22 protein-coding genes are annotated in these 21,899 nt (G+C 38.9%); 17 read left to right on the forward strand and 5 right to left on the reverse strand.

Annotated elements, in window-relative coordinates; all coding sequences use genetic code 11:
* The first annotated feature begins 21 nt into the window (after positions 1 to 21).
* The 8 genes from GWJ05_RS11350 (at position 22) to GWJ05_RS11385 (ending at position 8,274) form a co-directional block, all read left to right on the forward strand.
* Positions 22 to 456 carry a hypothetical protein gene (locus tag GWJ05_RS11350; RefSeq protein WP_036935421.1) on the forward strand — a complete coding sequence of 145 codons (435 nt, stop codon included), beginning with the start codon at positions 22 to 24 and terminating at the stop codon, positions 454 to 456.
* Between the two features lie 74 nt (positions 457 to 530).
* Positions 531 to 1,499, forward strand: coding sequence for a cytoskeleton protein RodZ (gene rodZ / locus GWJ05_RS11355; protein ID WP_036935423.1), 969 nt, complete (start codon positions 531 to 533; stop codon positions 1,497 to 1,499).
* A 47-nt stretch (positions 1,500 to 1,546) separates the two neighbouring features.
* A complete protein-coding gene (gene ispG / locus GWJ05_RS11360) occupies positions 1,547 to 2,668 on the forward strand; it encodes a flavodoxin-dependent (E)-4-hydroxy-3-methylbut-2-enyl-diphosphate synthase (RefSeq protein WP_036935425.1) in 1,122 nt (373 codons plus the stop codon).
* A gap of 122 nt (positions 2,669 to 2,790) precedes the next feature.
* Positions 2,791 to 4,074: a histidine--tRNA ligase gene (hisS, locus tag GWJ05_RS11365; RefSeq protein ID WP_036935427.1), complete on the forward strand. Its 1,284-nt coding sequence runs from the start codon at positions 2,791 to 2,793 to the stop codon at positions 4,072 to 4,074.
* 10 nt (positions 4,075 to 4,084) lie between these two features.
* Positions 4,085 to 4,705, forward strand: a complete 621-nt coding sequence (locus tag GWJ05_RS11370; RefSeq protein ID WP_036935429.1) for a YfgM family protein — start codon at positions 4,085 to 4,087, stop codon at positions 4,703 to 4,705.
* 14 nt (positions 4,706 to 4,719) lie between these two features.
* Complete coding sequence (gene bamB, locus GWJ05_RS11375) at positions 4,720 to 5,892, forward strand: outer membrane protein assembly factor BamB (protein ID WP_036935431.1); 1,173 nt, start codon at positions 4,720 to 4,722, stop codon at positions 5,890 to 5,892.
* 119 nt (positions 5,893 to 6,011) lie between these two features.
* A complete protein-coding gene (gene der / locus GWJ05_RS11380) occupies positions 6,012 to 7,502 on the forward strand; it encodes a ribosome biogenesis GTPase Der (protein ID WP_087803286.1) in 1,491 nt (496 codons plus the stop codon).
* 376 nt (positions 7,503 to 7,878) lie between these two features.
* Entirely contained in the window at positions 7,879 to 8,274 is a 396-nt protein-coding gene (locus GWJ05_RS11385; RefSeq protein ID WP_224215364.1) for a hypothetical protein, read from the forward strand.
* 84 nt (positions 8,275 to 8,358) lie between these two features.
* Here GWJ05_RS11385 and hemF read toward each other — a convergent pair whose 3' ends face one another.
* Positions 8,359 to 9,267: an oxygen-dependent coproporphyrinogen oxidase gene (gene hemF, locus GWJ05_RS11390; protein WP_036935435.1), complete on the reverse strand. Its 909-nt coding sequence runs from the start codon at positions 9,265 to 9,267 to the stop codon at positions 8,359 to 8,361.
* A 133-nt stretch (positions 9,268 to 9,400) separates the two neighbouring features.
* Here hemF and GWJ05_RS11395 point away from each other — a divergent pair, with 133 nt between their 5' ends.
* The 8 genes from GWJ05_RS11395 (at position 9,401) to cysM (ending at position 16,912) form a co-directional block, all read left to right on the forward strand.
* The gene (locus GWJ05_RS11395; protein ID WP_036935437.1) at positions 9,401 to 9,838 is read left to right on the forward strand and encodes a GNAT family acetyltransferase; all 438 of its coding nucleotides are present in this window, start codon (positions 9,401 to 9,403) and stop codon (positions 9,836 to 9,838) included.
* Between the two features lie 325 nt (positions 9,839 to 10,163).
* A complete protein-coding gene (locus GWJ05_RS11400; protein ID WP_224215363.1) occupies positions 10,164 to 10,781 on the forward strand; it encodes an RpoE-regulated lipoprotein in 618 nt (205 codons plus the stop codon).
* Positions 10,782 to 10,901: 120 nt separating this feature from the next.
* The gene (locus tag GWJ05_RS11405; RefSeq protein WP_036935439.1) at positions 10,902 to 11,798 is read left to right on the forward strand and encodes a Dyp-type peroxidase; all 897 of its coding nucleotides are present in this window, start codon (positions 10,902 to 10,904) and stop codon (positions 11,796 to 11,798) included.
* A gap of 237 nt (positions 11,799 to 12,035) precedes the next feature.
* The gene (cysP, locus tag GWJ05_RS11410; RefSeq protein WP_161681415.1) at positions 12,036 to 13,055 is read left to right on the forward strand and encodes a thiosulfate ABC transporter substrate-binding protein CysP; all 1,020 of its coding nucleotides are present in this window, start codon (positions 12,036 to 12,038) and stop codon (positions 13,053 to 13,055) included.
* The gene (gene cysT, locus GWJ05_RS11415) at positions 13,055 to 13,888 is read left to right on the forward strand and encodes a sulfate/thiosulfate ABC transporter permease CysT (protein ID WP_036935443.1); all 834 of its coding nucleotides are present in this window, start codon (positions 13,055 to 13,057) and stop codon (positions 13,886 to 13,888) included. The genes cysP and cysT overlap by 1 nt, the downstream gene beginning before the upstream one ends.
* Positions 13,888 to 14,730, forward strand: coding sequence for a sulfate/thiosulfate ABC transporter permease CysW (gene cysW / locus GWJ05_RS11420; protein WP_036935445.1), 843 nt, complete (start codon positions 13,888 to 13,890; stop codon positions 14,728 to 14,730). The genes cysT and cysW overlap by 1 nt, the downstream gene beginning before the upstream one ends.
* A gap of 30 nt (positions 14,731 to 14,760) precedes the next feature.
* On the forward strand, positions 14,761 to 15,849 hold the full coding sequence (cysA, locus tag GWJ05_RS11425) for a sulfate/thiosulfate ABC transporter ATP-binding protein CysA (RefSeq protein WP_036935447.1): 1,089 nt from the start codon (positions 14,761 to 14,763) through the stop codon (positions 15,847 to 15,849).
* A 178-nt stretch (positions 15,850 to 16,027) separates the two neighbouring features.
* Positions 16,028 to 16,912 carry a cysteine synthase CysM gene (cysM, locus tag GWJ05_RS11430; protein ID WP_036935449.1) on the forward strand — a complete coding sequence of 295 codons (885 nt, stop codon included), beginning with the start codon at positions 16,028 to 16,030 and terminating at the stop codon, positions 16,910 to 16,912.
* A 216-nt stretch (positions 16,913 to 17,128) separates the two neighbouring features.
* On the opposite strand, the gene crr is transcribed toward cysM, so the two are convergent.
* The 4 genes from crr to cysK all read right to left on the reverse strand — a co-directional run bounded on the left by crr (position 17,129) and on the right by cysK (position 21,097).
* Positions 17,129 to 17,638, reverse strand: coding sequence for a PTS glucose transporter subunit IIA (crr, locus tag GWJ05_RS11435; RefSeq protein WP_036935451.1), 510 nt, complete (start codon positions 17,636 to 17,638; stop codon positions 17,129 to 17,131).
* A 49-nt stretch (positions 17,639 to 17,687) separates the two neighbouring features.
* Positions 17,688 to 19,415: a phosphoenolpyruvate-protein phosphotransferase PtsI gene (ptsI, locus tag GWJ05_RS11440; RefSeq protein ID WP_036935453.1), complete on the reverse strand. Its 1,728-nt coding sequence runs from the start codon at positions 19,413 to 19,415 to the stop codon at positions 17,688 to 17,690.
* 138 nt (positions 19,416 to 19,553) lie between these two features.
* Positions 19,554 to 19,811: a phosphocarrier protein Hpr gene (gene ptsH, locus GWJ05_RS11445; RefSeq protein ID WP_006533407.1), complete on the reverse strand. Its 258-nt coding sequence runs from the start codon at positions 19,809 to 19,811 to the stop codon at positions 19,554 to 19,556.
* Between the two features lie 332 nt (positions 19,812 to 20,143).
* A complete protein-coding gene (cysK, locus tag GWJ05_RS11450) occupies positions 20,144 to 21,097 on the reverse strand; it encodes a cysteine synthase A (protein ID WP_036935455.1) in 954 nt (317 codons plus the stop codon).
* A gap of 236 nt (positions 21,098 to 21,333) precedes the next feature.
* Here cysK and GWJ05_RS11455 point away from each other — a divergent pair, with 236 nt between their 5' ends.
* Positions 21,334 to 21,864, forward strand: a complete 531-nt coding sequence (locus tag GWJ05_RS11455; RefSeq protein ID WP_161681416.1) for a hypothetical protein — start codon at positions 21,334 to 21,336, stop codon at positions 21,862 to 21,864.
* Positions 21,865 to 21,899 lie beyond the last annotated feature (35 nt).

Here is a 21,899-nt window from a genome sequence, read left to right on the forward strand (position 1 = left end):
ATATATTTAAGGAATATAACGATGATAAGGATATCATCAGTAATTATAATTATTGGCTTGATGTTATTGACATTAGGTTGTCAATCGTCAGCCAATCAAGAACGTGTTGCTGTGTCGATACGTTTACAATTAGGTGATGCTTATTTAGCTGAAAGACAATACCAAATAGCGCAATATCATTTTCAAAAAGTGTTATCGGTGATGCCAAATCACCCCGATGCTAATTTAGGAATGGCGTTAATATCGCAGTTATTGGGAAATTCTATTCAAGCGTTAGATTATTACAAATTAGCGATGAAGTCGAAGCCAGTAAATGTTAATGTATTAAGGCGTTACGGTAATTTCCTTTGTGAACAAAAACTATTAAACGATAATAGTGTGTCAATTGAGGATATACCGCCAGATTATTTGGTCTGTCAGCAAAATTTTCATAAAATATCAAAAAATTCGCGGTGATACGTTAAGGTACTTTGTGCTTTTGCGAGTTCATCAATGTTAAACATCCAATAGCCACAGTGCCTAGATTGCTAATGAATACTGAAAACAAAACCGAAGAAGTGAAATTAACAGCGGGTCAACTTTTACGTCAGGCACGAGAAAAAGTAGGGCTAACACAACAAACTGTTGCTGATCGACTTTGTTTGAAGTTATCAACAGTTCGCGAAATTGAAACAGACTCTGTTTCTTCTGATATTGCACCAACCTTCTTACGCGGTTATATGCGCTCTTATGCTAAGTTAGTCGGCGTTCCTGAAAAAGAGATCCTTGGTTTTATCGACCAACAAGCCCCAGTTAAACAAATTAGAATGACAACCACGCAAAATTACTCATTAGGTAAACGTCACAAAAAACGTGAAGGTTGGCTAATGAAAATTACGTGGGTGATTGTTATTGTAATGGTGGCGCTCGTGGGCGTTTGGTGGTGGCAAGGTCATCAGGCAGATCAACAAGAATTAGTCTCTATGGCATCACAAGACATAGGGCAAAATAGTACACAAGAAAACACCAACACGGTAGATTCCCCATTAGCAACCTTAGATAATACGTCAACATCTGAAGGTGATAATTTACAAGTACCTGCATCGCCATTAGTCGATAATCAGGAAAGTAATGTTGCTACATCACCAACAACTGAAACGACGACACCTGCACCAACAGAAGTCAAAACAGTTCCATTACCTGTATCACCGCTAACTACATCGACGACTTCTCGTGCAAATTTAACACAAGAATCAGCGTCATCAGAAGTACCTGCAATAGCGAATCAACTCGTGTTAATGTTTGATGGAGAATGTTGGTTAGAAATTCGTAATGCCCAAAATAAAGTCTTATTTAATGGTATTAAGAAAGCGGGTGATCGTTTGGAATTTGATGGTGAGCAACCTTATAAACTAAAAATAGGCGCACCTTCTGTTACTCGTTTACAGTTTAATGGTGAATCAATTGATTTAAGTCGTTTTACTGGAAAAATAGCAAAAATAACAGTACCGAGCGCTTAATCTGACTACACATTTGAGCAAGCATGGAAGCATGGGAGAATTAATCAATGCATAAAGAATCACCTATTATTCGTCGCAAATCGACTCGAATTTATGTTGGTAATGTTCCTGTTGGCGATGGCGCACCTATCGCCGTACAGTCGATGACGAATACACGAACAACAGACGTAGAAGCGACTGTTCGCCAGATAAAATCTCTGGAACGTGTTGGGGTGGATATTGTTCGTGTTTCTGTACCCACAATGGATGCTGCGGAAGCATTCAAATTAATCAAGCAACAAGTCAATGTGCCTTTAGTGGCTGATATCCATTTTGACTATCGTATTGCATTAAAAGTGGCTGAATATGGTGTTGATTGTTTGCGTATCAACCCAGGTAATATTGGTAGTGAAGATCGTATCCGCCAAGTTGTTGATTGTGCTCGTCACAACAATATTCCTATTCGTATTGGCGTAAATGGTGGTTCACTTGAAAAAGATATTCAAGAAAAATATGGTGAACCTACACCTGAAGCGTTAGTTGAATCAGCAATGCGCCATGTGGATATTCTTGATAGATTGAATTTTGAACAATTCAAGGTCAGTGTAAAAGCCTCTGATGTTTTCCTTGCGGTTGACTCTTATCGCTTATTAGCAAAGAAAATAGATCAACCTTTGCATCTTGGGATCACAGAAGCCGGAGGCGCAAGAGCGGGATCAGTTAAATCTGCAATCGGCCTTGGGATCTTATTATCAGAAGGTATCGGCGATACACTAAGGATCTCATTAGCGGCCGATCCGGTTGAAGAAGTTAAAGTCGGCTTTGATATTCTTAAATCTTTACGTATTCGCTCTCGCGGTATTAACTTTATTGCTTGTCCAACATGTTCACGCCAAGAATTTGATGTGATTGGAACAGTTAATGAATTAGAACAGCGTTTGGAAGATATCATCACACCTATGGATGTTTCTATTATTGGTTGCGTGGTTAATGGGCCGGGTGAAGCTGAAGTTTCAACGTTAGGTGTAACAGGTGCTAAAACCCGCAGTGGTTTTTATGAAGATGGCGTAAGACAAAAAGAACGTCTTGATAATGGTAATATGATTGATTTATTAGAAGCGAAAATCCGTGCTAAAGCGTCAATGCTTGATGATAGTATGCGTATAAATATAAATCAGTTGGATAAATAATACTCAAAAAACAGGCTCATTAATCAATGAGCCTGTTTTACTCTTGATTTCACATTGAATACTGATTGATTTCGCTTCTATAATCAGCCTAACAATCAACTAATAACTATTAGAGAAGAAAAGTGGCACAAAAAATCCAAGCCATTCGTGGTATGAACGACTATCTACCTGCTGACACTCGTGTATGGCAGAAAATTGAAAATACGCTAAAACAAATTTTGGCTGGTTACGGCTTTAGTGAAATCAGAACACCTATCGTAGAGCATACCCCTCTATTTCAGCGAGCAATTGGTGAAGTTACCGATGTTGTTGAAAAAGAAATGTATACTTTTACCGATCGTGGTGAAGATGCACAAAGCCTGACATTACGTCCAGAAAATACTGCGGGCTGTGTACGTGCAGGTATCGAACATGGTTTGCTTTACAATCAAGAACAGCGTTTATGGTATTTAGGGCCTATGTTCCGTTACGAGCGTCCTCAAAAAGGTCGTTATCGTCAATTCCATCAGTTAGGTGCAGAAGTCTTTGGTCTACAAGGTCCAGACATTGATGCTGAGTTAATTATGTTAACGGCGCGCTGGTGGAAAGCATTAGGTATTTCAGAACACGTAACATTAGAACTTAACTCTATTGGTTCGTTAGAAGCACGTGCTAAATACCGTGAAGCGTTAGTTGCCTTTTTAGAACAGCATGTTGACCAGTTAGATGAAGACTGCAAACGTCGTATGTATTCTAATCCATTGCGCGTTTTAGACTCAAAAAATCCAGAAATTCAGACTTTATTGAATGATGCGCCTGAACTTTTTGATTATCTTGATGACGAATCAAGAGCGCACTTTGATGGTCTTTGTGCATTATTAGATGCTGTAGGTATTACATATCGTGTTAACCAGCGCTTAGTGCGCGGTTTAGATTATTATAACCGTACTGTTTTCGAGTGGGTTACCAGCGCATTAGGTTCACAAGGTACCGTTTGTGCCGGTGGACGTTATGATGGACTTGTAAAGCAACTTGGCGGGCATCCAACACCAGCAGTTGGTTTTGCAATGGGTATGGAGCGCATGATTTTATTAGTTCAAGCGGTTAACCCTGAATTTGTTGCAGATACCAATGTGGCTGATGTTTATCTTGCTTCTTTTGGTGAGAAGAGCCAAAGCGCAGCATTAATACTTGCTGAAGAAATTCGTGACCAATTACCCACATTACGTTTAATGACGAATCATGGTAATGGTAACTTTAAAAAGCAGTTAGGGCGTGCAGATAAACAAGGCGCTAAAATTGCGCTGATTTTAGGCGAAGATGAAATTAATGCCGGCACCGTTGCAGTGAAAGATTTGCGTTCAGGAGAACAAACAATCGTTGCTCGTCATGAGCTAGCTCAGCAATTGACTCTGTTATTAGGTTAAGGAGAGACTTGTGGAAGTGTATAGCACCGAAAACGAACAAGTTGATGCAATTAAACAGTTTGTAAAAAATTACGGTTTAACCATTGTTTTAGCCGCAGTTATTGGGTTTGGTGGTGTATTTGGTTGGAAATATTGGCAATCACATCAAACAAATCGTTTACAAGAAAGTGCAAGTGCTTTTGCAACAGTGAGTGAAGCACTAGCAAAACCGACACCAGAAAATATTGCATTAGCTGAAAAATTTGTTACTGACACGAATGATGTTTATGGCGCGTTAGCGTCGTTAGAACTTGCACAAATTGCTATTGATGCTAATGACTTAGTTAATGGTGAACGTCATCTGACAACGGCTGTTGCAAAAGTAAAAAATGATGCATTTGCAGATATGCTTCATCTTCGTTTAGCTCGCGTACAATTAGCATTGGATAAAACTGATGCAGCTTTGATTTCGTTAGAGCAAGTGAAAGGCAAAGCATGGAATGGAATGAAAAATTATATCCGTGGTGATGTATTAGCGAAAAAAGGCGATAACGCAGGTGCTGCAGCAGCCTACCGTAGCGCATTAACCGATGAAAATACGGGTGCTATTCGCTCACTGGTTGAACTTAAACTCAATAATTTATCCAATTAAAGGGATCTTCAGACATGCAACTGCGTAAAACTCTCCTGGTTGGTCTACTAGCATCTGCTTTATTGGCAGGGTGTTCTAGTGAACAGGATAATGTGACAATGTCTCCATTACCTGAGGTGCAGAGCCAATTTACACCTAGAGCTGTTTGGGACAAATCAGTTGGAAATGGTATTGGTAAATACTATTCTCATTTGTCACCAACATGGGATGGCTCAGTTGTCTATGTCGCTGATCGCCATGGCTTAGTTAAAGCGTTAGATTTGGACACAGGGAAAGAGCTCTGGTCACAAGATCTCTCTATCAAAACTGGTTTTCTTTCATCCAATGAATCCGCATTACTTTCTGGTGGATTGACTGTTTCAGGTACTCGTGTTTTTGTGGGAACTGAAAAAGCAAAAGTCTATGCGTTGAATACTGATGATGGTTCTATTGATTGGGAAACCGATGTTGCAGGCGAAGCCATTTCAAAACCTGTTGTTAGCGATGGGTTAGTGCTTATCCATACGAGTAATGGCTTATTGCAAGGATTGGATTTATTAACTGGCGAAATATCATGGACGGTTAACTTAGATACACCATCATTATCTCTTCGTGGTGAATCTGCGCCAGCTGTCGCTTATGGTGCTGCAATTATTGGTGCAGATAATGGACGTGTTAGTGCCGTTGTTCTTTCTCAAGGACAGTTGATTTGGCAACAAAATATTTCACAAATAAAAGGCTCTACTGAAATTAGCCGATTAAGTGACGTGGATATTACACCGATTATTGATGAAAATACCGTATATGCAATGGCGTATAACGGTAACTTAGTTAGCCTTGATATGCGTTCTGGGCAAATTCTTTGGAAACGCGATTTAGGTTCAGTCAATGATATGGTGCTACTAGGTGATACCCTTTACCTTGTTGACCAAAATGACCGTGTTTTATCTGTTCGTAAATCAGATGGTGTGACATTATGGACACAAGAAGATTTGCTACATCGTAATTTAACCGCACCGGCTATTTTTGATGGCTATTTAGTGGTTGGTGATGCAGAAGGTTATCTCCATTGGATTGATACCACGACAGGTAAATTCATTGCACAAAACGAGGTAAATAGCTCCGGTTTATTAAGTCGCCCTCAAGCGGTTCAAGATAAGCTGATGATCCAAGCTCGTGACGGTAAGCTTTACCTTTATAGTCGGTAATTCATTACTGACAAATCTATTTATTTTACGGCTCCTTTAAAGGAGCCGTTTCGTCTTTTTAGTAATTACATGTAAAATGCAATCAGAATTATGATTGTATTTTTATGAGGCATCAAAAAATGATACCCGTTATTGCCTTAGTAGGGCGCCCTAACGTGGGTAAATCCACGTTATTTAATCGACTAACACGCACCAGAGACGCATTAGTTGCTGATTTTCCAGGCCTGACTCGTGACCGTAAATATGGCCGTGCAGAGTTAGAAGGTGAAGAATTTATTATTATTGATACTGGTGGTATTGATGGTGCTGAAGAGGGTGTTGAAACCCATATGGCATCACAATCATTACAAGCAATTCAAGAAGCTGACATTGTATTATTTTTAGTTGATGCGCGTGCCGGTTTAATGCCTGCGGACCAAGGTATCGCTAAACACCTGCGAGGTGTTGAGAAAAAAACATATTTAGTCGCGAATAAAACTGATGGTATTGATATTGATACTGCGTTAGCAGATTTTTATTCCTTAGGTTTGGGTGAAATTTTCCCAATTGCGGCCTCTCATGGTCGTGGTGTTGCTCAATTAATTGAACAAGCATTATTACCTATTACAGGGAAAGTGGTTGAAGAAGAAAAAGAGCTGACGGAAGAAGAAGAAAATGCCGCTTATTGGGCTGCATTAGAAGCAGAACAAGAAGCGCAAGCGTTAGAAGAGGAAGAAGATGACTTCGATCCCTCTACATTACCAGTAAAATTAGCGATTGTTGGTCGTCCTAATGTGGGTAAATCAACACTGACAAACCGTATGCTTGGTGAAGATCGTGTTGTCGTTTACGATATGCCAGGTACAACACGTGACAGTATCTACATTCCTATGGAGCGTGATGATAAAGAATATATCATCATCGATACAGCAGGTGTTCGTAAGCGCGGTAAAGTGAAAGAAACAGTAGAAAAATTCTCTGTTATTAAAACATTGCAAGCCATTGAAGATTCTAACGTTGCATTGTTGGTTATTGATGCGCGTGAAGGTATTTCAGATCAGGATCTCTCATTATTAGGTTATATCTTGAATGCAGGTCGTTCATTAGTGATTGCTGTTAATAAATGGGATGGCATGACACAAGACGATCGTGAACAAGTAAAAGCCATGCTTGATCTTAAGCTGGGCTTTGTTGATTTTGCGCGAGTTCACTTTATTTCTGCACTACATGGCAGTGGTGTAGGTAATCTTTTTGAATCTATTCAAGAAGCTTACGTTTGTGCGACGCGTCGCGTAGGCACATCAATGCTTACTCGTATCATGAAAATGGCAGAAGATGATCACCAGCCACCAATTGTTCGTGGACGTCGTGTAAAAATGAAATACGCACACGCCGGTGGTTATAATCCACCTGTTGTGGTTATTCATGGTAATCAGGTAACTGATTTACCTGATAGCTATAAGCGTTATTTGATGAACTATTTCCGCCGTACTTTACAAGTCATGGGTACGCCAATTCGTATTCAATTTAAAGAGGGTGAAAACCCTTATGCGGATAAGAAAAATAAATTAACTGTTTCTCAAATGCGTAAACGTAAGCGCTTAATGTCACATTTGAAGAAATCAAAGTAAGTTAATTTAGCATCAAAATAAGAACTGAGTTCAATTTATAATGAGCTCAGTTTTTTTATATCTAAAGATTATTAATTAACTAACATCTTTTCTATGATGAGTTGATCCATGATGGGTTTGTTCATCACTCGTCATTGTCGCTATATTATTTATTACATATTGAATAAAATCCTCAATTACACCAATAAAACTTCTCTTTAATAGAATTAGTAGCTAGTTTTCAAGGAGTTTTAGTTATTGAATTGCTATTTTTCCTGCGTCATAAATTCTTATTTATGATAAAACTAACCATGGTTCATGGAGTGATAAATTTTAAAGTGACTAAGGGTTATGGCGTCTCGTATTTCATAAATAATTAATTTTACGATTTCAATAAATGCTTAAAATAAGAGTGATTCTTATTTGTTTTAATGAGCCCGCTATCTTGAAAAAATATATTATTACTGTGTCTGTTTTTGTTCTTTCATCTTGTGCTACCCCAGAAAAGTGGGAAGCAAACACCATCACCCCCTCTCCTTTCGAGATTGCTAAAAATATGTGTATGCAAGAAGCTAAAGTGCGATTTCCCGCTAGATATGTGGCTTCACGTCATCCTTCTTTTGCTCCAATGAGAATAAATGGTAAAGATATTCCAAGTTCAGGAGCAGGAACTTCTTTTCCTTCTGATGCTAATCAATGGCAACGTAGGGATTATTTTAATACCTGTATGAGAGGGGAAGGCTGGGAAAATAAAAACAAAGTCACAGGATTACTGGCTTTTTTGTTTAATTAATTTTAGAAAATAATTTTACATTTCTCGTTTTATTTCAGTAAAGCCACTTGCTAAAGTGGCTCTATATTTAATGATTTATTGCCTTTATACCCACTCTTTTTGGATCAAAAAGTTACTGTATAGTTTTGCTTCTGGAGTATCTGGCTCGGGCGAATAATCATATTCAAAACGGACTAAAGGTGGCATAGACATTAAGATTGACTCTGTTCTTCCTCCACTTTGTAGCCCAAATAATGTCCCTCTATCCCACACCAAATTAAACTCAACATAGCGACCACGGCGATAGAGTTGGAATTGGCGCTCACGCTCTCCCCAAGGCATAGATTTGCGTTTTTCAACTATCGGTAAATAAGCATCAAGATAACCAAGGCCGACACGTTGGACAAACTCGAAACAATGGTCAAAATCTGGCGTATTTAAATCATCAAAGAAAAGTCCGCCCACACCACGGGGTTCGTTGCGGTGTTTAATATAAAAGTAATCATCACACCATTTTTTATAACGTGGGTAATAATCTTTACTAAAAGGGGTACAAACGGATTTAGCAACTTTATGCCAATGAATGACGTCTTCTTCAAATCCATAATAAGGTGTTAAATCAAAGCCTCCGCCAAACCACCAAATGGGCTCTTCGCCTTCTTTTTCAGCAATAAAAAAGCGTACATTAGCATGAGAGGTTGGAATATAAGGATTAAGTGGATGAATAACTAATGAAACACCCATGGCTTGAAAACGACGTCCTGCTAATTCGGGGCGATGTGCTGTCGCAGATTTAGGGAGTGATTCACCATAAACATGTGAAAAATTAACACCCGCTTGTTCAAAAAGTGCGCCATGGGTTAACACGCGAGTACGGCCTCCGCCTCCTTCTTTTCTTTCCCAATTATCTTGCTGAAAGGTCGCTTTTTGGTCTATGTTTTCAATAGCGCGACAAATCGAATCTTGTAGCGATAAGAAAAATTTCTTAACGTGATGAATATCAGGTAAATTCATAATAACCTATAATTTTTATCATATTTATTAGAAATAAAGTTCCGTATTATCTATGTTCTCATTTTCAAGTTGATTCATAAACCAAACAAGCGATAATAAATTCAGATTTATGTGAACAATAATAGGCAAAACCATGGAAATACGTGTATTTCGCCAAGATGATTTTGAGGCAATCATTACACTTTGGGAGCGTTGCGACTTAATCTCGCCAGAGAATGATCCCGAAATTGATATTGAAAGAAAAATAAACCATTCACCTGACTTATTTCTGATTGCAGAAGTGGCCGGTGAACTTGTGGGCAGTGTGATGGGGGGCTACGATGGTCATCGTGGATCTTTATACTATTTAGGCGTTCATCCAGACTTTCGTGGCAGGGGCATTGCGAATGCATTGATCTCTCGATTAGAGAAAAAACTGATCGCGAAAGGATGCCCACAAATTACATTAGTTGTACCTGAAGAAAATGATGCAACGATTTGTATGTTCGAAAAATTGTTGTATGAAGATCAAAACCAAGAAAGCACAACTTATACTAAACGGTTAATTGTCGATCAGGATTTCGATCTCTAACTCTGTAATAAGCCCTCGATGTTTGAGGGTTATTCTTATTTTTGTGTTTTTTTTTCTCTATTCCTATTCATGCACGTCATTCTCTTATTTTATCCATAAAATCTGATATTACTTTTACTGTGGAACAAATGAAGATATAGAGGGTCGTAACTAGGCTTTCTTTTTCATGGGGTATTTGGCGTTAAATTAAGTAATGCTTTGTTATGCCAATTTATTGTGGGTGGTTTTGCCTGATGATTGAGGTGAAGTAAAGAGTAAGATAAGGTGTGTCTAATAACATTATTATCTGTTTAATAAGTGATGAAAAAGTTTAACGGAGAAACAAATGATGCCTAAGTTTTGGTTGCCCTTGTGTTTAAGCACAAGCGTTCTGCTATTAAGTGGCTGTTCATCCATGGGAGGAATGTCTTTTTCAGCGCTAAATCCGATGAACTGGTTTTCAAATGATACGCTAACCGTTTCTGCTAATGGATTGGGTCATATTACAAGTTCAACAAAAATAACTGAAAATGATATTAAGAATGAGCTAGGGAGCCGTTTTCATTATCGTGAAGGAATGGAAATGCAAGGTAGTGATATTATCGTTGTTGTTCAAGGTCTAGAAGATAATAAAATCCAAGTAGCTTTCTACGGTAAAGAAAAAGGGACTGTTGAAAAAATAGACGTTTTTGATGCAAAAGCCACAACAGATTGGGGTACTACAATGGGGACACCCTTTAAAGATATCTATAAAAAAGCGTTTGGTGTATGTAGCAAAGGCCCTAAAGATGAAAAACAAAGAACCATTTTATGCCAATCAGAACAAGCTAAATCAGTGAGTTATGTTTTTAGCGGACAGTGGGATGGTCCAGATGGGTTAATGCCACCTGATGAAGTTTTATCTAATTGGACATTGACGCAAATTATTTGGCAAAACAAATCACCTTCACGCTATTCCCTATAATATAAGGAAGATTTTATAATCAGACTGTCTGATATTTGTTAAAAGGCAAATCTTCGGGAAAAAACATTCGATATAATTAGCTTTATTCCGAGCGTTTTGATTATTGATTAGGGAAGCAATATGTCTCATGCACAAAGTGGCATTTTAGTCGCACATAGTAAATTTGGTCTTTTTATTGAAGCAATGGTCGTGGGTGAATTAGACGCTCTGCGTGAAGGATGTCAAAAATTCATGCAATCATTATCTGATTTACAAAAGCAATTTCCTGATGCATCACTAGGTGCAGTTATCGCATTTGGCTCAGATCTTTGGAAAAGACTGTCAGATGAAAATAGTGCACCAGAACTAAAACCTTTTCGCCCTTTAGGTAAAGGTTTAGCACCTGCAACACAACGTGATCTTCTTATTCATATTCAATCAATGCGTCATGATGTGAATTTCTCATTAGCACAAGCTGCAATCGCCGCTTTTGGTGATGCGATTAAAGTTGAAGAAGAAATTCATGGTTTCCGCTGGATAGAAGAACGTGATTTAAGTGGATTTATTGATGGAACAGAAAATCCACAAGATGATGAACGTTATGGGGTTGCACTAATCAATGACGGTGTTGATGCTGGTGGTAGTTATGTTTTAGTTCAGCGTTATGAGCATAACCTGAAAAAATGGGCTCGTTTTAGTGAATCAGATCAAGAAAAAATGATCGGTCGTACTAAAAAAGACAGCGTTGAGCTTGAAGAATCTGAGCGTAATGTAACATCTCATGTTTCTCGTGTTGTGATTGAAGAAGATGGTGAAGAATTAGCCATTTTACGTCACAGCCTACCTTATGGTACAGCAAGCGGTAAACATGGTTTATATTTCCTAGCTTACTGTGGTCGTTTATATAACATCGAGCAGCAACTATTGAGTATGTTTGGGGAATTAGATGGCAAACATGACGATCTATTGCGCATGAGTAAACCTGTAACAGGAAGTTATTATTTCGCACCTTCTTATGAAGTATTAAAAGCACTGTAATCATTATTTAGTGCTCAATAAGTTTTTATGGATAAAATGCCTGCTTTTAAAGCAGGCATTTTTGTCTGAATTTTTTTCACGTTAATGGCAATTGATGCAAATTTAATTAATTAGCTTGAGTTCTATTCATTTTTAATAGCTTATAGTTATATCAAATAACAAAAGCTAACTACACTGTTATAAATAAAGTCGATAGAGTAACCATTAGAATAAAACTTACAATGATGGGTACTTTTGATGAAGAAAAACACAATTAGAACCTTTGCATTACAAGCAACCGCAGCATTGTCTTTGGTTGTTAGTAGTTATGCTGGGGCTGCTCAATTACTTAATAGCTCTTACGATATCGCAAGAGAGTTATTCACACAGCTAAATAGCGATTTTAAAACGCAATGGGATGCTCAACATCCTGATGATAAAGTCACCATCAAACAATCACATGCAGGCTCATCTAAGCAGGCACTTGCGATATTACAAGGTTTACCCGCAGATGTAGTGACCTATAACCAAGTTACAGATGTGCAAATTCTGCATGATAAAGGCAAATTAATTCCTGCTGATTGGCAACAACGCCTTCCTAATAATAGCTCGCCTTATTATTCCACTATGGCGTATTTAGTACGCAAAGGAAATCCAAAGAACATTACTTCATGGGAAGATTTAACGCGTGAAGATGTCAAAGTGGTTTTCCCTAATCCTAAAACATCAGGTAATGGTCGATATACCTATTTAGCTGCATGGGGAGCTTTTGAAAAAGCTTATGGCAATGATGAGAAGACACAAGAAGCGATGAAGAAATTCCTCAAAAATGTTGAGGTATTTGATACTGGAGGACGTGGTGCAACAACTTCTTTTATCGAACGCGGACTGGGGGATGTTCTGATCAGTTTTGAATCTGAAGTGAATAATATTCGCCAGCAATATGGTGAAGATGAATATCAAGTTATTGTGCCACCCGTAGATATTCTAGCTGAGTTTCCAGTCGCTTGGATTGATAAAAATGTGCAACGTAATGACACAGAAACATTGGCAAAAACTTACCTCAATTATTTATACAGTCCTAAAGCACAAGAGATCATCACGCAATTTAATTATCGCGTAAATGATAAAGCGGTCATGGCGCAAAAATCCGCACAGTTCCCAGCAACATCATTATTTACGATTGAAGAGGTATTTGGTGACTGGAATAACGTGATGAAAACACATTTCACGACAGATGGCATGCTTGATAAGTTGTTAGCGCAAGGACGTCAATAATGTTTATTACAGCCAGCAAACGGGTATTACCAGGATTTGGATTAAGTTTAGGTGGAACACTGTTTTACACCTGCTTGATCTTACTGTTACCAATGAGTGCGCTGGTTGTACAACTTTCTGATATGAGTTGGTCTCAGTATTGGGCGGTAATAACGCATCCCCAAATTGTGGCTGCCTATAAAGTCACATTACTCGCAGCAGGCGTTGCCAGTATTTTTAATGCAGTATTCGGTATGTTGCTTGCGTGGATCATTACTCGTTACCGTTTTCCAGGTAGACAACTGCTTGATGGTTTAATGGATTTACCTTTTGCTTTGCCTACGGCTGTTGCTGGCCTCACGCTTGCGACGCTTTTTTCAACACAAGGCTGGTACGGTTTTGTATTGGATAAATTTGATATCAAAGTTATTAATACATGGATTGGGATAGCTGTTGCGATGGCTTTTACCAGTTTACCTTTTGTTGTAAGAACCGTTCAGCCAGTGCTTGAAGAATTAGGCCCTGAGTATGAAGAAGCTGCTGAAACGCTAGGGGCAAGTCGTTGGCAAACTTTTCGTAAGGTTGTATTACCCGAGTTATCACCAGCACTAATCGCAGGAACTGCACTCTCTTTTACGCGCAGTTTGGGAGAGTTTGGTGCTGTGATTTTTATTGCTGGCAATATTGCATGGCAAACAGAAGTCGTCTCCTTGATGATTTTTATTCGATTACAAGAATTTGATTATCCTGCGGCAAGTGCCGTTGCTTCTGTGATTTTACTTGTTTCATTAGTCTTACTGTTTTCAATTAATGGATTGCAAAGCCGATTTGGCCAACGGTTGAGGGGGCATTGATGTCAGATATTATGCAACAACGCTCTGTTGATCGTCGTAAAATTGATTGGGTGAAGTGGGGACTAATCCTTACAGGCGGTGTGTTATCCATTTTATTTTTAGTTGTGCCTATTGCGTGGATCTTTATGACCGCGTTTTCAAAAGGTATTGAAATATTTACGGAGAACTTATTGGACAGCGATATGTTACACGCTGTCTGGTTAACCGTACTCATCGCGTTAATTACCGTACCTGTCAATATGTTATTTGGTGTCAGCATGGCATGGCTCGTCACGCGTTTTCGTTTCCCGGGGCGCCAGCTATTAATGACATTGATTGATATTCCATTTGCAGTGTCTCCAGTGGTTGCTGGATTACTTTATCTGCTTTTTTACGGTAGCAATGGATGGGCAGGACAATGGTTATCTCAGTTTGATATCCAACTTATGTTCTCATGGCCAGGAATGGTATTAGTTACGGTATTTGTCACTTGTCCTTTTGTGGTGAGAGAACTGGTACCAGTGATGATGAGCCAAGGCAGTCAAGAAGATGAAGCCGCCGTGTTATTGGGAGCGAGCGGTTGGAAAATGTTTTGGCGAGTGACGTTACCAAATATTCGCTGGGCATTGTTATATGGCGTGGTATTAACCAACGCTAGGGCCATCGGTGAATTTGGTGCAGTTTCTGTGGTTTCTGGTGCTATTCGTGGCGAAACCTATTCATTACCGTTACAAGTTGAATTACTGCATCAAGATTACAATACCGTTGGGGCATTTACTGCGGCTGCATTACTCGCCATGATGGCGATATTCACCTTAATGTTTAAAAGTGCATTGCAATGGCATTTAGCTCGTCAGCAATGACATCATATTTTCACAAAGTAGAGGCAAAATATGAGTATTGAAATTAATAGTGTCACAAAATATTTTGATCGCACTGAAGTGTTGCATGATGTCAACCTTGATGTAGCCTCAGGTGAAATGGTAGCACTGTTAGGACCTTCAGGATCAGGTAAAACAACACTATTACGCATTATTGCAGGGCTTGAACATCAAACCCAAGGAAGTATTCGTTTCGAAGAGGAAGATGTTAGCCGATTACATGCGCGAGATCGTAAAGTTGGTTTTGTTTTTCAGCACTATGCACTGTTTCGTCATATGACGGTATTTGAGAATATCGCCTTTGGTTTAACTGTATTACCTCGACGAGAGCGACCTAATAAAGAAGTTATCCATAAAAAAGTGCAACAGTTGCTAGAGATGATCCAGTTGCCTCATTTAGCACAACGTTATCCAGCACAATTATCAGGCGGGCAAAAACAGCGTGTTGCTTTAGCAAGAGCTTTAGCTGTTGAACCTCAAATCTTACTACTAGATGAGCCTTTTGGTGCTTTAGATGCCAAAGTAAGAACTGAATTACGTCGTTGGTTACGGGAGCTTCATGAAGAGCTTAAATTTACCAGTGTCTTTGTCACTCATGATCAACAAGAAGCAATGGAAGTCGCTGATCGTATCGTGATTATGGGAAATGGTAAAATAGAGCAAGTAGGGACACCACAAGAAGTATGGCAATCACCTAAAAGTCGCTTTGTTTTAGAATTTTTAGGTGATGTGAATCATCTAAAAGGTGAAATTAATGGTGCTCAATTACAGATTGGGGGATATCACCTGCCATTATCTGTGACACCGCTTTATCAAGGTTCTGTTGATGTATTTTTACGTCCTTGGGAAATTGCATTAAGTGTACATGCTAATAGTGTTTGTCGATTGCCGGTTAAGGTTATTGAGGTATCACCAAAAGGGCATTATTGGCAGTTAATTTTACAGCCATTAGGATGGAGCGAAACACCTATTACCGCGGTCTGGAATGAAATTTCTTCGGTGCCAACAAAAGGAAATACCTATTATATGGGAGGTGCCCAAGCTCGTTTATATAAGGGGGATACTCCCTTAAATACGGTATCGTTAGCCTATACCGCCTAGTTCTACTATTAAGAGATCGCTTTATCTCACTCTTTTTCACCCATGCTTATTTCTGGCATGGGTGTTTTGGTTTCTATGAACGTGAAAAGACTTATCGAATTACATTAATATTATTGCGTTAATAAGTTAAATGTGATTTCTTCATTAATACAGACAAACAAATGAGCAGGGACTTATTGTGGCAGGGTTAGAACAATTTATTGGTAATACACCATTAGTCAAATTACAACGACTTACACAAGAGGTAGACGCTGAAATATGGGTTAAGCTTGAAGGTAATAACCCTGCAGGTTCAGTAAAAGACAGAGCAGCATTATCGATGATTGAACAAGCGGAATTACGTGGTGAAATAAAACCGGGTGATACGCTGATTGAAGCAACCAGTGGTAATACAGGTATTGCTTTAGCGATGATTGCGGCGGTAAAAGGCTACCGTTTAAAACTGTTAATGCCGGAGAATATGAGTAAAGAGCGTCAAGCTTCTATGCAAGCTTATGGTGCAGAGCTTATTTTAGTGAGCCGTGAAATCGGTATGGAAGGTGCGCGAGATCTCGCACAACAGATGGAACAACAGGGTGAAGGGAAGGTATTAGACCAATTTAATAACCCAGATAATCCAAGAGCTCATTTTATTTCTACTGGTCCTGAGATTTGGCAACAAACACAGGGTCGTATTACGCATTTTGTTTCGAGTATGGGAACAACAGGTACGATCACGGGTGTGGGAAGTTACTTAAAAACACAATCTGATAGCGTGCAAGTTATTGGCCTTCAGCCTGAAGAGAAAAGTCAAATTCCAGGTATTCGTCGTTGGTCACCTGCTTATTTGCCGGGAATTTTTAAAAAAGAGCTGGTGGATAGGGTGATAGATATGTCACAAATCGAAGCAGAATCAACGATGCGCCTTTTAGCAAGTCAAGAGGGTATCTTCTGTGGTGTAAGTTCTGGAGGCGCTGTTGCTGGCGCTCTGCGCGTTGCAAAAGAAAATCCAGGCGCCGTGATTGTAGCGATTGTGTGTGATAGGGGAGATCGTTATTTGTCGACGGGTGTTTACTCGTCATAATTCAAGTTGTAGCGTTGTTGACTGCTTTCATTCGCACTAGTCACATACTGATGTATGCTCCTAGCGACTCATTTACTTGTTGCTTAGCTATACCTTGAATTATTTAGAGTAATAACATCGTCGAATGCGTTAGAGTATTTTTTGTTTTTAGGTTTTTGAATAAATAAAAAAACCGCCACATAGGGTGGCGGTTTTAATAGAGAACATAACAGAAGATTATTTTTTAATCTGAATAATAACGGTTTCACCAACAGTAACTGGGCCTGTCATTTTGGTTAAACCTTGAATTTCATCCATATTAGAAATAACAACAGGCGTTAGAACTGATTTTGCTTTTTCTTCTAATACAGCCAGGTCAAATTCTAAAATAGTATCACCTACTTTTACTTGCTGCCCTTCTTCAGCGATACGTTTAAATCCTTCGCCTTTCAGTTCAACAGTGTCAATACCGAAGTGGACAAATAACTCGATACCGTTGTCAGACTCAATAGAGAAAGCATGGTTAGTCTCGAAAATTTTACCGATAGTACCATCGACTGGTGCAACAATTTTATTACCAGCAGGTTTGATAGCAATACCGTCACCTACGATTTTTTCAGCGAAAACAACATCAGGAACATCTTCGATATTGACAATTTCACCTGAAAGTGGTGCAACAATATCAATCGTGCCACTGCCTTTCTTTTCCTCTGAAACCAGTGATTTTAATTTATCAAACAGACCCATGAATCTTCTCCTAATTATTTTAGTTGGGACCGGGCTCTGGCTAATGTGATTAGCACAGTGTTTTTTCTTTAGTAAAAGTTTCTACTAAGTCCATTAATTCCTTTGCAGTAGGCTGAGCAAGTGCTTGCTCTGCTAGTGCTCTTGCATCATCGTAATTCGCATTGCGGATCACTTTTTTGATGCGAGGAATTGATATAGCACTCATACTAAACTCATCTAATCCCATGCCTAGAAGTAGCAACGTTGCTCGCTCATCCCCAGCAAGTTCACCACACATTCCAGTCCATTTACCTTCAGCATGTGATGCATCAATCACCTGTTTTATCAGGTTAAGTACGGCAGGTGACATCGGATTATATAGATGAGATATCAGCTCATTTCCACGGTCTACAGCCAGAGTATATTGTGTTAGATCGTTAGTCCCAATACTGAAAAAGTCAACTTCTTTTGCCATATGGCGAGCCATAACGGCAGCCGCGGGTGTTTCTACCATGACACCGACTTCGATGGACTCATCAAAAGCTTTGTTTTCTTCACGAAGTTGGCTTTTCAATATTTCAAGTTCTGCTTTCAATGCTCGGATCTCTTCAACAGAGATAATCATTGGAAACATAATGCGTAGTTTACCAAAAGCAGATGCTCTTAAGATAGCACGTAATTGCGAATGAAGGATCTCTTTACGGTCAAGACAAATACGAATTGCACGCCAACCTAAGAATGGGTTCTCTTCTTTGGGTAGGTTCATGTAAGGTAAGTCTTTATCGCCACCAATATCCATAGTACGAATAATAACCGCTGGGCTACCTACTGCTTCTGCTACCGCTTTATAGGCTTGGAATTGCTCATCTTCTGTTGGTAAAGAGTCTCTATCCATAAATAAAAACTCAGTACGATACAGACCAACGCCTTCAGCACCGTTACGCTCGGCACCGGCAACATCACGGACTGTACCAATATTAGCGCAAACTTCGACTTGGTGCCCATCAAGTGTAATGGCGGGTAAATCTTTGAGTTTGGCTAATTCTTCTTTTTCGTGTAGATACTCTTCTTTGATAATTTTTAATGCTTCGAGTTCTTCGTCGGATGGATTAATGATGATTTTGTTATTAATTGCATCAAGAACAAGATAATCGTCTTTTTTAATGGTTTGTGTAGCATTAGATGTGCCCACGATGGCAGGGATTTCTAATGAACGCGCCATGATAGAGGTGTGTGATGTTCTACCCCCTAAGTCAGTGATAAAACCTAATACATTGTCTAAGCTGAGTTGTGCGGTTTCTGAAGGGGTTAGGTCTGTCGCCACTAAAATCACTTTTTCTGAGATAGCACTCAAATCGATAATTGGCATTTCTAAAATATTACGCATTAAGCGTTTACCAATATCACGAACGTCGGCAGCACGTTCTTTTAAGTATTCATCGTCTAAAGCTTCTAAGGCAGTTGCTTGATCTTCAATAACAGATTGAACTGCGGCTTCAGCCGTTTTTTTGTCACTCTTGATGAGAGTGATAATTTCTTGCTCTAACTCTTCATCTTCTAGCAACATGATATGGCCTTCAAAAATCTCGGCTTTATCCGCACCAAGATTTTTTTCAGCACGCTCTTTAATGATTTCTAGTTGTTGTGCAGATTTGTTGCGACCATCTTTAAAGCGTTCGATTTGATTCTCAATTTCATCACTTTGGATCTTACGTTGGCTAATGATGATGGGTTCTTCTTTTAGGAGAAGGGTTTGACCAAATGCGATACCGGGTGATGCTAAAATTCCTGAAATCATAATTTATCCTACGACTTGCTGGTGATAATCTTAAAAGAATAGGATTGCAAAATACTGTTGTTTTAAAATCATCATTGGAAGTTAACTCCCCTGAATGGTTTCAGGGGAATAAATACTGTGCTAATACTTAATTGCGAATTATTCTAATTCCGCCATTAATTTTACCAGTGCTTCAACGGCTTGCTTTTCATCTTCGCCTTCAGCAGAGATAGTCACTACAGTACCTTGGGTCAAACCTAAAGTTTGTAATTTAAAAAGACTCTTAGCACTAGCAGATTTACCACTAGAGATAAGAGTGATATCAGAAGAGAACGTTTTGGCTTCTTTTACAAATTGTGCCGCAGGACGAGTATGTAAGCCGTTTGGTGCTGTAATAGTAACTTCTTGCTGGTACATAGGATTTTTTTCCTTTTATAACTCAATTGTTCACATTAAGTCAGGACTTAGTAAGTGTAGATGAATTTGTCCTGCTTTGCGTAGCAATATCAGATAATATTAAGTCATGATGTGTCATCTGATAAAAATAGTGTTCAGGAAAATAAAAGAGTGTAATTTTATCATCTCGATTATTTTCTGATTAATTTCGACCTTCGAAATAATTAATTGATTAAATACTAAACTCGAAGGAATAAATCACCTATCTGGATGACAAAGTTTGATCTCTACCACAAAAAAAGCACCTTTAAGGTGCTTTTTTAATAAATATTTTACAATTGAGATGATGCGATTTAGCTATCAGAAATATCAGCAAAAAGTGGGGTACTTAAATATCGCTCACCTGAAGAAGGCAAAATTACCACGATTTCTTTGTTGGCAAATTCGGGTTCTTTTGACAATTTTACGGCTGCCGCAATTGCTGCTCCAGAAGAAATACCCGCTAAAATACCTTCTTTGGTCATTAATTCTCGCGCAGTGTCAAAAGCTTCTTCGTTTGTGATCTGAATCACGCGATCCAGTAACGATAAATCTAGGTTTTCAGGGATAAAACCGGCACCAATACCTTGGATTTTATGAGGGCCTGGTTTAATTTCTTCACCCGCTAAGGCTTGTGTAATAACAGGAGAACCAGTTGGTTCAACAGCAACCATTGTCACCGCTTTGCCTTTAGTTTTTTTCAAGTAACGGCCAATTCCCGTAATCGTACCACCAGTACCGACACCTGCAATCACCGCACCGACTTCACCATCAGTGTCGCTCCAAATTTCAGGGCCTGTGGTTTTCTCATGAATTTCAGGGTTAGCTGGATTACTAAATTGCTGTAGCAAAAGATAACGACTAGGATCGCTATCACGAATTTCATTGGCTTTATCGATAGCTCCTTTCATGCCTTTTGCGCCATCAGTGAGTACTAAGTTGGCACCTAGTGCTTTGAGTAGTTTTCGACGTTCAACACTCATGGTGTCAGGCATGGTTAAGGTTAATTTGTATCCGCGTGCAGCTGCAACATAAGCAAGTGCAATCCCTGTATTGCCACTTGTTGGCTCTACAAGCTCAACACCTTCTGTTAGGATGCCTTTTTTTTCTGCATCCCAAATCATGTTGGCACCGATGCGGCATTTCACACTAAAGCTTGGGTTACGAGATTCCACTTTAGCTAGAATGTTACCATTTCCGAAATGCTTTAAGCGAATTAAGGGAGTGTGTCCAATAGTTTGCGAGTTGTCTTCGAAAATCTTGCTCATTTTTATCCTCGGTACATGATTTTTTATAAGGTCAGATGAAATTACCATACGCCATCAAGACAAAGATGGAAATAAGCTTTATGAATATCCTTATAACTTTTTCTTCTTTTTATTCCAAATGGTTCTAATCAAGGGCGAGTGAGTAGATTCACAAATTAATAAATCAAGAGATGTACAGTATATTAATGGTTGATAATCTATTTTTAACTAAGTTCATTGTAAATACAGGGGTCATAATGGAAACGATAGAAGAGTTGATTACTGCACTTGAACTCGCTGTACCTGAATTAGACACACAAGCATTGCGTGAAAGTTTACCAGAGTCTGATGCTCAAGAAGATGTACTCAATTGGTTATACGAGTCACTCTCTGCACAAGGGTTAATGGATTATATTGAATGGACAGAATATTTTGGTGATATCCCTGATTTGAAGTCGTTAGAACAAATCTCTTTTTCTGAATCCCCCGGCGCACTGATTTTATCTGAAGTTGAAAAAATCAATTGGGATGAGGCGAGTGCTGATCCTTATATGCTACCTTATGAATTACCTTATCTGGAATATATTAATCACTTTTTAGTAGAACAAGAATTACGGCTAGTGGATCTTACTCCATTTGAAAATGCGTATATTTTCTGTATTCGAAATGACGACGAGCTCATTGAAAAATTAGATAGCGCTTTAAATATTTTTGAAATGGGCATTAATGAGCGCGAGCCTATGGATAGGGAAGAAACAAAAGATTATATCCGCTCACTCATTGAGTAATATGCACAATGGTTAAATATGCCAATGAGTGTTTT

It is taken from the genome of Proteus sp. G2626 (genome assembly GCF_009915985.1).
Taxonomy (GTDB): domain Bacteria; phylum Pseudomonadota; class Gammaproteobacteria; order Enterobacterales; family Enterobacteriaceae; genus Proteus; species Proteus vulgaris.

Coding starts and splice junctions, on each gene's coding strand:
- GWJ05_RS11350 (WP_036935421.1), top strand. CDS start 22: ATGATAAGGATATCATCAGTAATTATAATTATTGGCTTGATGTTATTG.
- rodZ (WP_036935423.1), top strand. CDS start 531: ATGAATACTGAAAACAAAACCGAAGAAGTGAAATTAACAGCGGGTCAA.
- ispG (WP_036935425.1), top strand. CDS start 1,547: ATGCATAAAGAATCACCTATTATTCGTCGCAAATCGACTCGAATTTAT.
- bamB (WP_036935431.1), top strand. CDS start 4,720: ATGCAACTGCGTAAAACTCTCCTGGTTGGTCTACTAGCATCTGCTTTA.
- der (WP_087803286.1), top strand. CDS start 6,012: ATGATACCCGTTATTGCCTTAGTAGGGCGCCCTAACGTGGGTAAATCC.
- GWJ05_RS11385 (WP_224215364.1), top strand. CDS start 7,879: ATGCTTAAAATAAGAGTGATTCTTATTTGTTTTAATGAGCCCGCTATC.
- hemF (WP_036935435.1), bottom strand. CDS start 9,267: ATGAATTTACCTGATATTCATCACGTTAAGAAATTTTTCTTATCGCTA.
- GWJ05_RS11395 (WP_036935437.1), top strand. CDS start 9,401: ATGGAAATACGTGTATTTCGCCAAGATGATTTTGAGGCAATCATTACA.
- GWJ05_RS11400 (WP_224215363.1), top strand. CDS start 10,164: ATGATGCCTAAGTTTTGGTTGCCCTTGTGTTTAAGCACAAGCGTTCTG.
- GWJ05_RS11405 (WP_036935439.1), top strand. CDS start 10,902: ATGTCTCATGCACAAAGTGGCATTTTAGTCGCACATAGTAAATTTGGT.
- cysP (WP_161681415.1), top strand. CDS start 12,036: ATGAAGAAAAACACAATTAGAACCTTTGCATTACAAGCAACCGCAGCA.
- cysT (WP_036935443.1), top strand. CDS start 13,055: ATGTTTATTACAGCCAGCAAACGGGTATTACCAGGATTTGGATTAAGT.
- cysW (WP_036935445.1), top strand. CDS start 13,888: ATGTCAGATATTATGCAACAACGCTCTGTTGATCGTCGTAAAATTGAT.
- cysA (WP_036935447.1), top strand. CDS start 14,761: ATGAGTATTGAAATTAATAGTGTCACAAAATATTTTGATCGCACTGAA.
- crr (WP_036935451.1), bottom strand. CDS start 17,638: ATGGGTCTGTTTGATAAATTAAAATCACTGGTTTCAGAGGAAAAGAAA.
- ptsI (WP_036935453.1), bottom strand. CDS start 19,415: ATGATTTCAGGAATTTTAGCATCACCCGGTATCGCATTTGGTCAAACC.
- ptsH (WP_006533407.1), bottom strand. CDS start 19,811: ATGTACCAGCAAGAAGTTACTATTACAGCACCAAACGGCTTACATACT.
- cysK (WP_036935455.1), bottom strand. CDS start 21,097: ATGAGCAAGATTTTCGAAGACAACTCGCAAACTATTGGACACACTCCC.
- GWJ05_RS11455 (WP_161681416.1), top strand. CDS start 21,334: ATGGAAACGATAGAAGAGTTGATTACTGCACTTGAACTCGCTGTACCT.